This window comes from Allobosea sp. TAB14 (assembly GCF_052113865.1).
In the GTDB taxonomy this organism is placed as follows: domain Bacteria; phylum Pseudomonadota; class Alphaproteobacteria; order Rhizobiales; family Beijerinckiaceae; genus Allobosea; species Allobosea spartocytisi.
On the sequence record NZ_JBFRDQ010000166.1, the window covers coordinates 1 to 11,229 of the forward strand.

Below are 11,229 nucleotides of genomic sequence, written 5' to 3' on the forward strand. Positions count from 1 at the left end.
GCGTCCGCTTGCGGACGGCTCCGTTGGGGGCCCCATGACAGGATCGAGCTCTGTGCCGCACCGCAATACGTCAGTGTAGTACTCAAGCGTATTCGGACCGACGCGGGGTGAAGACGTCGAGGTTGATCACGGGCTCTTCGCCGATCACCTCGCCCCAATGCTCGACATTGGAGGGAATCACGACGAGCCCGCCGGGRCCGATCAGATGCTCGTGCCCGCCGATGAAGAACCGGATCGTGCCGCTGACGATGTAGGCGATCTGCTCATGGGGATGGCTGTGCGGTTTGGGCTCGTGACCCGGCATCAGTCGATGCAGCGYCAGCGTCGCCGCCGAGCCGGAGAACGCCTTGCGGTCGACTCCCGGACGAACCGGCGTCCAGGGGATCTGGTTCCAGTCGATCTTGTGGATGTCCATMATGKTGGCTCCGATCGTTGCGTGGTTCGTCACTTCGCCGCGCCGAGGATCCCRGACGGGCGGATGAACAAGAACAGCAGCAGCACCGACAGCGCGGCGACGTTCTTCAGCCCCGCGCCAAAGCCGACGATGGCGAGRGCCTGCAGCAGGCCGAGCAGCAGGCCGCCGAGAAAGGCGCCGAARGGCCGCCCGAARCCGCCRACGATCGCGGCGATGAARCCGCTGATCGCGAAGGGCACGCCGACATTGAAGGCGGTGTACTGCGTCGGCGTRATCAGGATGCCGGCGATRGCTCCCAGCGCTGCGCTCAGCGCGAAGGCCAGCGCCAGCATGCGTGAGACCGGAATGCCCTGCAGCGCCGCRGCCTCGCGGTTGATCGAGCAGGCGCGCATCGCCTTGCCGGTCTTGGTCRKGCTGAAGAAGGCGGCCAGTAGTCCGACGATCGCCAGCGATCCGCCRACGATCCAGATGAGCTGGTAGCCAAGCGCGACCGAGCCGATCATCAGCGGCGGCCGGTCGGTGAAGACGGGCAGGGTCTTGGGCTGATCGCCGACCGCGATCAGGGTCAGCCGCTCGATCACGATCTGGGCGGCGAGCGTCGCCAGGATCATCACGAACATCGTCGCCTTGCGGTTCCACAAGGGCCTGACGACGATCCGCTCGATTACGACGCCGAGCGTGGCGACGGCCAAGATCGCAATCAGCGCGGCCACGGGGAGCGRCACGCCGYTACGCGCAAACAGCACCTGGGTGATCATGCCGCCGAGCATCACGAACGCGCCCTGGGCGAAGTTCACGATGCCGCTGGCGTTGTAGATCACGCAGAAGCCTATGCCGATCAGCCCGTAGACGCAGCCGATGCCAAGCCCGCTGACCAGGATCTGGGGAATATAGGACCAGTCAGCCATGGGGGGACTCCTGCGTAGCTGGCTTGCCGGTGCCCAGATAGGCCGCGATCACGGCCGGATCGACGCGGACTTCGGCCGGGGTGCCCTGCGCGATTTTGCGGCCGAAATCGACCACGACGACGCGTTCGGCTGTGTTCATCACCAGCGTCATGTCGTGCTCGATCAGGAGCACGCTGGTGCCCTCGTCGGCGATGCGGCGGATGATGCGCGACAATGCCGCCGATTCCTCGGTGTTGAGGCCGGCGGCCGGCTCRTCCAGCAGGATGAGCCGCGGGCCTGCGGCCACGGCCCGCGCGAGCTCCAGCATGCGCTGGCGGCCATAGGGCAGGGCCGMGGCGGGCTCGTCGGCCATCGCMGCCAGCCCGGCGAAGGCGAGGAGGTCGCGGGCTCGGGCATCGAGCGCCTGTTCCTCGCGGCGCGCCGACGCAGGCCGGAACAGTGCCGCGAACAGCCCGGCCCTGCCCTGCAGGTGGCAGCCGACTTTGACGTTGTCGAGCACGCTGAGATCCTCGAACAGCTTGACGAGCTGGAAGGTSCGGACCAGTCCCGCCCTGGCGATCYCGGCCGGCGGGCGGCCGGTGATGTCGTTGCCCTCGAACGTGATGCGGCCCGCGCTCGGCGGCAGGAAGCCGGAGATCAGGTTGAACAACGTGGTCTTGCCGGCGCCGTTGGGGCCGATCACCGCGGTGACGCCGTCAGCCGGCACCTCGAAGGAGACATCATCRACCGCGACGAGCCCGCCGAAGCGCCGGGTTACGCCTTCCAGTCTGAGCCGGTTCATGAGCGGCCCCGCGGGGCGAACAGGCTGCGGAAAGCAGGAAGGCGACCAGCTTGTAGCGCGCGACCGCGATGCCGAGCGCCGTCGCCGCCTCCTCGCTGCCCGCGACCGCCGAGAGCGCTCGCCCGAAACGCGAGCGGCGGATTCGCCCGGCGGCAAAGGTGCAAGCCGCGACGACCAGCGACAGCAGGACCAACTGCCCTCGGTCGGAGGTGACCTCCCAGGGGCCGATGCCGAAAGGCGGGATGCCGGAAATGCCCATATAGCCCTGCGTCACCGACTGCCATTCGACCGTGATCTCATAGGTGATCAGGCCGATGGCCAGCGTGCCCATGGCGAGATAGTGGCCCTTCAGCCTGAGCGCGGGAAAGCCGACGATCGCGGCGGCCAGTACGGCAGCCGCGATGCCCAGCACCATGGCCGGCAAGGGCCCCCAGCCATGGCTCGYCGTCAGCACGGCCGAYAKGTAGCCGCCGATCGCGGCGAAGGCGTTCTGGCCGAAGGARACCTGCGCGGCAAAGCCCATGAACAGGTTCAGGCCGGTCACGAAGACCGCATAGATCAGGGCAAAGGAAACGACGGTCGCCGCATAGCCGCCAACGACCATGGCGTAGCCGACGACCGCCGCGGCAAAGAGCCAGGGCAGCAGGCCGACCAGCCTGATCGGACGCCGTTCAGGCGAAGTAATGCTGGGCGAGATCGTCATGGGAGGTGATGTCACGCGGATCGAGTTCGGCGACGATGCGCCCGAGCGAAAGCAGGTAGACGCGGGATGCGAGTTCGAGCGCCAGCGGCGCCTTCTGYTCGACCAGCACGATCGCCAGGCCTTCGCGGTTCAGGAGRCCGAGCGTCTCCAGGATTTCCCCGGTTACACGCGGCGCAAGGCCAAGCGAGGGCTCGTCCAGCAGCAGCAGTTTCGGCCCGGCCATCAGTGCCCGGCCGAGAGCGAGCATTTGCTGCTCGCCGCCCGACATCGAACCCGCGGCCTGGCCAAGCCGCTCCTTCAGACGCGGGAACAATGTCAGAACGCGCTCGCGACGGCGGTTGAACTCGGCCTTGTCGCGCAGGCGATAGGCGCCGAGTTCGAGATTGTCGGAGACGCTCATCGGGGCGAACAGCCCGCGCCCTTCCGGCACCAGTACAAGGCCGCGCGCGGCGACCGCGACCGCATCGTGCCGCGGCAACACCTCGCCGCGGAAGCGGACCTCGCCGCTATTGGCCGAAAGCCCCATGATCGCGCGCAGCAGCGTCGACTTCCCGGCACCGTTGGGGCCGAGCACGGCGACGAGCTCGCCTTCGCCGATGCGCAGGTCGACGYCGTRCAGCGCATGGATATGGCCGTAGCGGGCGGAAAGGCCGGTCGCGGCCAGGATCGGCGGAGTCACGCCCGYCATTGGCGAAGCAACGCGCGCCTGCGTCTTGGCCGCGACCGCGAAGCTCATTGCACCACCTTGACCTTGCCGCCTTCGATCGTGGCGAGCACGAAGGGGTTCTCGGTGATGCCCTGGTGCAGGTCCGGCCGGAAATTGTAGATGCCGGTCGTACCTTGGAAGCCGCTCAGCTCCTCATAGGCCGCGCGGACCTTCTCGCCCTCGAAGGACTTYGCCTTCTCGATCGCGGCGACCGTCAGCATGACGCCGTCCCAKCCGCGCGAGRCCCAATTCGGGTCGCGATCGCGATATTTCTCGCGCCAGGGGTCCAGAAAGGCCTTGATGCCGGTCTTGAGGGCGCCTTCGGGCAGCGCCTCATAGACCTGAGAGGGCGAGGCGACGAAGAAGAACTTGTCGCCCAGGACCTCGGAGACAGGACCGAACACGGCGAGATCCTCGAGGCTGGTCAGCAACAGCATGTCAGCGCCGAGCTGCTTGATGTTCTTGGCGGCGGTCAGCGTCGTGCCACCAAGCCCGATCTTCAGGATCGCGCCCGCACCCGCCGACCGCGCTTTACTGACCTGAACACTCAGATCGGCATCGTCCTGCTTGTACTGGTCGACCGAGACGACCTCGAGACCGTATTTGGCCGCGTTGCGCTCGGCCACGCTCTTCTGGAGATTGGCGTAAGGGGTCGGGTCGTGCAGTACCGCGATCTTGCGGATCTGCGTTTTCTCCTTGAGGTATTCCAGGCGCTTGTCGATCTCGAAACCGGCGGGCGGCAGGGTGGTGAAGGCCCAGGGCAGATGCTCGGCCTGCGTCGGCAGGATCGAGCACAGCATCATMGGCACCTTGGCGCGCAGCAGCAGGCCGGCGGCCGCGAAATTGCCGGCCGAGACGCAGCCGCTGACGAAGACGTCGACCTTGTCCGAGCTCAGCATCTTCCGGTAGACCGTCACCGCTTCCTGAGGYTCCGAGCGGTTGTCCTCGACGACGACCTGGATCTTGCGGCCCATCACGCCGCCCTTGGCGTTSACCGCGGCGGCGGCSAGYTCGACGCCGTCGCGCCAGGCGCGGTCAACGGTCGCGGCATAGCCGGTCAAACCAGCTGAAACGCCAATCTTGTAGRGTTCCTGCGCAGAGGCGGGCATCGCGCCGGCCAGCGCGAGGCTTGCGGCAAGGCCGGTCGCCAAAAGGGTCTGCTTCATTATCTCTCCTCCCGGTTTTGCCTGGTCCCGGCCGGTGGCCCCGATGCGAGGCCCCGCCTKTTTTGGGCTTGAGTCTGGTGGCGGGCACTGTCAGGCGGCCGGCTTGCCGTAGCCGCCGCCGCCCGGTGTCTCGAGCAGCACGACGTCGCCGGCCTGCATGGTCAGCTTCTTCGCYTCGCTGACGGACTTGCCGTTGACGAGGAAGCGACCGGGCGCTCCTGGCATGCCGCCATCGATGCCGTCGGGACCGCGCTCGAGCCGGCTCGGCACGGCGTTGAGCAGCCAGGCGTGGTCRGTGCGCATATGGAACTGGATGATCTGGCCGTCGCCGCCCGGCATCCGGCCYTTGCCGCCSGAGCCCGGCCGCAATTCCTTGCGGTCGAAGACGATCGGCATCGCGGCTTCCAGGATTTCGATCGGCACGGCCGCGACACCGGTCGGATAGCAGGTGGCGCTGGGTCCCGGCTTGCCGGCGCGGGCGCCCATACCGCCGGAATAGTTGAACATCGAGGAGGTGAAGGCTTCCCCGTTGGGTTTGCGGCCCTGGATCTGGATCGTCCAGACCGCACCCGATCCTTCCGCCAGCACACGCTCCGGCATGACCTGATGCAGCGCCTTGAGGATCGGCATCGGCACATACATGCCGACGACATGGCGCGCATTCACCGGAGCCGGATAAGCGCAGTTGACRATCGAGCCGACCGGGGCTCGCACCTCGATCGGCGCCAGTGAGCCGGTGTTGTTCGGCAGATCCGGATTGAGGCAGGAGCGGATGGCGAAAGTCGAATAGGCGTGGGTGTAGTTCAGCACCACGTTGATGCCGGTCGTCGTCTGCGGCGAGGATCCATCGAAATCGACGATGATCGAACCACTCTCGGCATCGACCGTGACGGCCGTCTTGAGCGTRATGATCTCGCCGCCGGGGACGTCGAAGACGGCCTCGCCGTGATAGGTACCCGGCTTCAGCTTGCGGATGGCGTTGCGGGTCGCCTCCTCGGAGCGGTTGATGATCTCGTCCGACAAGGCCTCGATGTCATCGACATCATAGCGCTCGCACAAGGCGATCAGGTGCTCGGCCGCCGCCTCGCCGGAGGAGACCTGAGCCGAGAGGTCGCCGAAGACGGCGTCGGGCGTGCGCACGTTGCGGCGGATGATGTCATGCAGCATCTCGCTGGGCTTGCCGCGCTCGTAGAGCTTGAGCGGCGGAATCCACAGACCYTCCTCATGCACGTCACGGGCGCCGGCGCCGATGCCATAGCCGCCGATATCGGTGTGGTGGATGGTCGAGCCGATATAGGCGAGCAGCTTCTCTCCGTCGAAGATCGGCGTCAGGATGGTGATGTCGAAGAAATGCCCGGCCGAGAGCCAGGGGTCGTTGGYGATCAGCACGTCGCCGGGCTCGCAGCGGCCCTCGAACAGCCGCACGAGATGGGCGCCGGCGAAGGCGAGCGAGTTGATATGGCCGGGCGTCCCGGTATTGGCCTGCACCACCATGCGCCCGCGTTGGTCGAACAGCGCGCAGGCGAGATCACCGGCCTCGCGGACGATCGGACTGAAGGCGATGCGCTGCAGCGCCTTGGCCCGCTCTGTGACGATGCCAATCAGGTTGGACCAGAGGATCTCGAGTTCGACGCCATCCATGGGATTCAGCCTTTCGTCGCGACGATGCAGCCGAGCGCGTCGATCGTCGCGCTCCAACCGGGCGGCAGCGCGGTCGTGGTTTCGCGCTCCTCGATGATGGCGGGACCGGCGATGGTCTGGCCTGTGGCGAGCGTGGCGCGTTCGTAGACGGGCACGGACTGATCGTCCTCCCAGGCATGGACGGCGCGGTGGCGCTTGGGCGCGCCGCTGGCGATCTCGGGCCTGGCTTGCCCGTCGAAATGTGGCAGGGGGCCGCGCGCGATCACTCGCCAGGTCACGAGCTCGATTGGCACATGTGACGGGTTGACGCCGTAGAGCGTCCGGTAGGCTGCCTCGAACTGAGCGGTCAGTGCGGCGGTGTCGCGGCTCCGGCGCGGATCGGTCTCGAAGATGATCGTGACCTCGTGCTGCTGGCCGACATAGCGCATGTCGGCGCCGATGAGGATCGTGACGTCGGCAGCGCTGCAGCCGGATTCGCCAAGCGCACTGATGCCTTCCCTTTCCAGGTCTCCGATGACCCGATCGACGCGCTYCCAGTCGAGATGGTCGACGCGYGTCAGGTCGCTGCGCACGAGATCCAGCCGGACCGGCGTGACCAGCGTACCGAAGGCCGAGAGCACGCTCGATTGAGGCGGCACGATCACGCTGGTGCTCTGCAGCAGTTCCGCGACCCCGCAGGCATGCAGCGGRCCTGCGCCGCCGAAGGCGAAGAGCGGTAGGCCGCGATAGTCGACGCCGCGATCGGTYGCATGGGTACGCGCTGCCGAGGCCATGGCCTCTGTGACGATGCGGTAAATGCCGCGCGCCGCCTGCACGGCGTTGAGGCCGAGCGCCTCGCCRAGCCGCTCCATCGCGGCATCGCAGGCGGATTTGTCGAGCGACATGTCGCCGCCGAGGAAGTTCTTAGCATCAATCAGGYCGAGCACGAGGTCGGCATCGGTGACGGTCGCGTTTTGGCCGCCGCGGCCGTAGCAGGCGGGTCCGGGATTGGAGCCGGCGCTTTCGGGGCCGACCTTGAGCAGGCCGAGATYGTCGACATGSGCGATGCTGCCACCGCCGGCGCCGATCTCGATCAGGTCGATCGAGGGCACGGTGACGGGCAGGCCGCTGCCTTCCCGGAAACGATAGCGGCGGTCGACCTCGAACAGCCCGGTGATCAGCGGCGTGCGGTTCTCGATCAGACAGGCCTTGGCGGTGGTGCCGCCCATGTCGAAGGACATCAGCCGGTCGATGCCGAGGAGTTCGGCATAGTGGCAAGCGGCGAGCGCTCCGGCCGCGGGGCCGCTCTCGATCATCCGCACCGGGTTGCGGCCCGCCGTTTCGGCCCCGACGACGCCGCCAGAGGAGAGCATGATCAGCGGGGTGTTGGCGAAGCCCTCGATCCGCAAACGGTCGCTCAGGCGCTTGAGATAAGGCTGTGAGATCGGCATCGCATAGGCGTTTACCGTCGCTGTCGAGGCACGCTGGTATTCGCGGATCTGCGGCGCGACCTCCGCCGAGGTGCAGATGAAGACGTCGTTGAGTTCGCGCGACAAGGCGGCTGCAACCAGCGCTTCGTTATTCGGGTTGGCGAAGCTGTTGAGGAAGCAGATTGCGACGGCGCGTGCACCGCTCGCCCGGATTTCCGCCGCGAGTTCGGCAATGTCCTGCGGGCTCGGTGCGAGTGCCACGGTGCCGTCCGCCAGGACGCGTTCCTTAAAGCCGAAGGTCAGTTCACGCGTGACCAATGGTTCGGGAAATTCGATCTGCGGGTCGTACATGTCGTAGCGGTGCTCGTTGCGGATCGAGAGCACATCGCTGAAGCCCTCGGTGACGACGAGCGCCGTCGGCAGGCCCTTGCGTTCGATCAGCGCGTTGGTGACGACCGTGGTGGCATGGACGACGACCCCCTCGACCGCACTCGCACCGATGCCGGCCTTGCCGAGAACGGAGTCGACACCGCGAAAGAAGCCTTCCAGCAGGTCGTGATGGGTGGTCAACGTCTTGTCGACGCTCAAGCCCCCGCGGGAGTCGCGCAGGACGATATCGGTGAAGGTACCGCCGATATCGACGGCCAGCGAATAGGTCATGTTCTCGGTCTTTCCAATCTGTCAGCCTTGCCAGCTCAGACCACGCGAGATGCGTTCGGCGCTGCCGACGACCTCACGGATCTGTTCGGGGTCGGGAACGGGCGGAATAAACTGCGTCGCACCGACGATGGCGATCGAGCCGACGAGAATTTTGCGGTGGTCGAAGACGGGGGCGGCGAGCGTGTTGACGCCGGTGATGACCTCATTCGGAGCGGTGGCCCAGCCGCGTTTACGAACAGCCTCGACCTCGGCGAGCAGCGCCTGCGTTGAAATGATGGTCGCCGGCGTCCAGGCCTCAAGCGGGCCGTTGGCGATCGCGGCGGTGCGCTCCTGGGAGCCGAAGGCGAGCCAGATCTTGCCATGGGCGCTGGCATGGAAGGCGAGCCGCGTGCCGGGCCGCGTGGAGAATTCGATGAGCGTGCGGCCCTGGATCAGTTCGAGGACGATCAGTTCGTCGTCGATCGCGGCGCAGACCGTGACCGCCTGGCCGGTGTGATCGCGCAGGGTCATCAGCTCCTCGCGCGCGGCGCTGACGATATCGAAGCGCTGACGCAGGGCTTCGCCCAGCATCATCAGCTTGATCCCGGCCTCGTAGCGGCCCGTCTCGGCCTCCTGGCGGACGAAGCCATGACGCTGCAGCGTCACCAGATGCCGATAGATCGTCGCCTTCGACGCCGAGAGGGCTTCCGCGATCTGGGCGAGCGAAGCCGGGCGGCTCTGCTGCACCAGGTAGTCGACCGCATGAAGCGCGAGATCGAGCGTGCTGGTGCCGGCAGGCGCAGGTTTCCCCGCCGCTTTTGGCAAATCCGTCGACAAGGGCGTTCCTCTTTGCATTTCATTTCATATAATGAAATGTCATTTTGTTATATGATACGATGGCGAGGATTGAACCGGCTGTCAAGGCGAGGAGAGTCTCACGAAACGAAGGAAGTGATCCGGCAAGCCCCAACGGCAAGGCGGTCTCCAGGTGCGCGCCTTGGCCAAGGCAGCGCCCCTGGAGAAAGCATCCTCACGCCGCTCGGACGGCCCACGATACTTTGGGCGATTTCTGTGTCGCGTGTCCTTTGTCGCAAGTAAGGGGAAAATTACGACAGGATCTGCGACAACAGATCCAGCTTGAGGGCGTCGCCCTGCGGGCCGGGTTTTCGGCTACGCCGGAACCATGCCTTCGCGCGTTTCCGTCATTCGGCTTCAATTCCGGCGGAGCGCTCGTCTGATGGCGACCGCGCTCGACAACTCGACGTCCGTGCCAGGGTTTCGATCCCGATCCATCGCGCGCTGACCGAGCACATCATGCTTGGCGGACCAAGACGATGAGCCGCTCCAGCAAGGAGGGCTCTTCGGAGGGCAATGCGAACCGGACGGCTAAAATCTTAGCCCGCCACTTCAGTGGAAGGATACACGTGTTCRGCTATCAGCATGATCATGTCTGACCGTTCAAATCGCGCCACTGAGCGGCAACGCCGAGTGCAGCCTGSCAAGCTCAAGGTGGCTAGCGGGGCCATRTTCAGCTGCATGATCCGGGATATTTCGGTCGGTGGCGCGATGCTGAGAGTTCCCGTCGGTTTYAACGAAACRGGGGCMGTTCATATCACCTCGCAGGCTATCGGYGTCGACCGAGAAGCTCGGATCGTTTGGCAGGATCGTTCTTCGATCGGAATCGCATTCCGATCCGTCGACCTTCCCAACGCCCCCCTGCAGAAGCAACGTYCATAGAAGGAAAGCGCCGAGGATCCACTATTTCCGGCGCCGGGTGAGCTCAGGATCAGCGAGGTGGTCCATCGTCGGCCCCACTACACCGATGCCAAGTTTTCATTTTCGAGATCGAAGGCAATTCGATGGCAATATCAGCCATCTCAAGTCCACTTCTYCGACGTCATGCAATGCGGCGGCGCTGCAYCTCTGGCTCGTCCAGACGATAGAGCCGCGCCGTCGGGCAAACCCGCCGGACGATCTCGCAGAGATGCTGGTGGTGGGTCAGGTAGATGACCTGCCCGCTCCRTGCCATGTCCACGAACAGGCGAAAGGCTTCCTCGGCGCGAAAATCGTCGAAGGTCTCCATGATGTCGTCGGCCACGAAAGGCACGGCGCGGCGCGCCTTGGCGAACTCGTGGTATCCTGCGACGCGTAGCGCGAGATAGAGCTGGAAGCGYGTGCCCTTAGACAGTTCGTCCGCGGCTTTCGAGCCGCCGCCGGCAGCAAGCGCGATCAGCGTCTCACCATCCTTACCAGGCTGTGCCGCGAGGCCGGAATAGGCGCCGCGACTAATCGTCCGGAACGCGGCCGAGGCCCGCTCCATCATCGAGCTACGATGGCGCTCSCGATAGATCGCGAGAGCCTGCTCCGCCGCAGCAACCCCMGCGCGCAACTGCAGATAACGCAGTGCCCCGTCCTCGATCTCMAGCAAAGTGGTGCGGCGGCGCTCTTCGATCTCCGCCGCCGTGGCATCGCCGCCGATCGCTTCGACCTGATCGACCGTCGTCGCGCGAGCGGCAAAGAGTTCGTGGCAGCGCCGGTCCTGATCGTCGAAACGCACCTTCAACTCGCTCAGCTCTGCCTCCAGAGCCGGGCGGGACGCATTGTCGAGCGCTGCCTCCGCACTAGCGAGGTCGACACTGCGCATCGCCTCGCGGATGTCGCGCTCAGCTTCCGCCGCTCGCTCCTGCAGCACATGGCGCTGCGCAATCTGCTCCAGCGCCTCGGCAACATCAGCCAGCGAGGCGACCTCGAAGAAGGCGATCATCCTCTGCGTTTGCCCGGCATGGATCCCGTTCTTTTCGGCCAGAGTCCGCTGCCGATCTTCGGCGATTTTCAATTGGGCCAGCAGTTGCGTGCGACGC

At 65.8% G+C, this 11,229-nt stretch carries 11 protein-coding genes; 1 reads left to right on the forward strand and 10 read right to left on the reverse strand.

The window, feature by feature from the left end; genetic code table 11:
• Positions 1 to 82: 82 nt before the first annotated feature.
• From AB4Y99_RS21105 to AB4Y99_RS21145, 9 genes are all read right to left on the reverse strand, one after another.
• Positions 83 to 415: a cupin domain-containing protein gene (locus AB4Y99_RS21105; RefSeq protein ID WP_441524701.1), complete on the reverse strand. Its 333-nt coding sequence runs from the start codon at positions 413 to 415 to the stop codon at positions 83 to 85.
• Positions 416 to 444: 29 nt separating this feature from the next.
• Positions 445 to 1,323, reverse strand: coding sequence for a branched-chain amino acid ABC transporter permease (locus AB4Y99_RS21110; RefSeq protein ID WP_441524702.1), 879 nt, complete (start codon positions 1,321 to 1,323; stop codon positions 445 to 447).
• Positions 1,316 to 2,104, reverse strand: coding sequence for an ABC transporter ATP-binding protein (locus AB4Y99_RS21115; RefSeq protein WP_441524703.1), 789 nt, complete (start codon positions 2,102 to 2,104; stop codon positions 1,316 to 1,318). The genes AB4Y99_RS21110 and AB4Y99_RS21115 overlap by 8 nt, the downstream gene beginning before the upstream one ends.
• Positions 2,043 to 2,807 carry a branched-chain amino acid ABC transporter permease gene (locus AB4Y99_RS21120; protein ID WP_441524704.1) on the reverse strand — a complete coding sequence of 255 codons (765 nt, stop codon included), beginning with the start codon at positions 2,805 to 2,807 and terminating at the stop codon, positions 2,043 to 2,045. The genes AB4Y99_RS21115 and AB4Y99_RS21120 overlap by 62 nt, the downstream gene beginning before the upstream one ends.
• A complete protein-coding gene (locus AB4Y99_RS21125; RefSeq protein WP_441524705.1) occupies positions 2,776 to 3,543 on the reverse strand; it encodes an ABC transporter ATP-binding protein in 768 nt (255 codons plus the stop codon). Before AB4Y99_RS21125 ends, AB4Y99_RS21120 begins: the two co-directional genes overlap by 32 nt.
• A complete protein-coding gene (locus AB4Y99_RS21130) occupies positions 3,540 to 4,679 on the reverse strand; it encodes an ABC transporter substrate-binding protein (RefSeq protein WP_441524706.1) in 1,140 nt (379 codons plus the stop codon). Before AB4Y99_RS21130 ends, AB4Y99_RS21125 begins: the two co-directional genes overlap by 4 nt.
• A gap of 90 nt (positions 4,680 to 4,769) precedes the next feature.
• The gene (locus tag AB4Y99_RS21135) at positions 4,770 to 6,320 is read right to left on the reverse strand and encodes a hydantoinase B/oxoprolinase family protein (RefSeq protein ID WP_441524707.1); all 1,551 of its coding nucleotides are present in this window, start codon (positions 6,318 to 6,320) and stop codon (positions 4,770 to 4,772) included.
• Between the two features lie 5 nt (positions 6,321 to 6,325).
• Complete coding sequence (locus AB4Y99_RS21140; RefSeq protein ID WP_441524708.1) at positions 6,326 to 8,389, reverse strand: hydantoinase/oxoprolinase family protein; 2,064 nt, start codon at positions 8,387 to 8,389, stop codon at positions 6,326 to 6,328.
• Positions 8,390 to 8,410: 21 nt separating this feature from the next.
• A complete protein-coding gene (locus AB4Y99_RS21145; RefSeq protein WP_038357932.1) occupies positions 8,411 to 9,205 on the reverse strand; it encodes an IclR family transcriptional regulator in 795 nt (264 codons plus the stop codon).
• Between the two features lie 609 nt (positions 9,206 to 9,814).
• Here AB4Y99_RS21145 and AB4Y99_RS21150 point away from each other — a divergent pair.
• The gene (locus AB4Y99_RS21150; protein ID WP_441524710.1) at positions 9,815 to 10,105 is read left to right on the forward strand and encodes a PilZ domain-containing protein; all 291 of its coding nucleotides are present in this window, start codon (positions 9,815 to 9,817) and stop codon (positions 10,103 to 10,105) included.
• A 160-nt stretch (positions 10,106 to 10,265) separates the two neighbouring features.
• Here the strand turns inward: AB4Y99_RS21150 and AB4Y99_RS21155 are convergent.
• Positions 10,266 to 11,229: ATP-binding protein (locus AB4Y99_RS21155; RefSeq protein ID WP_441524709.1), on the reverse strand; the 964-nt coding region annotated here is incomplete at its 5' end.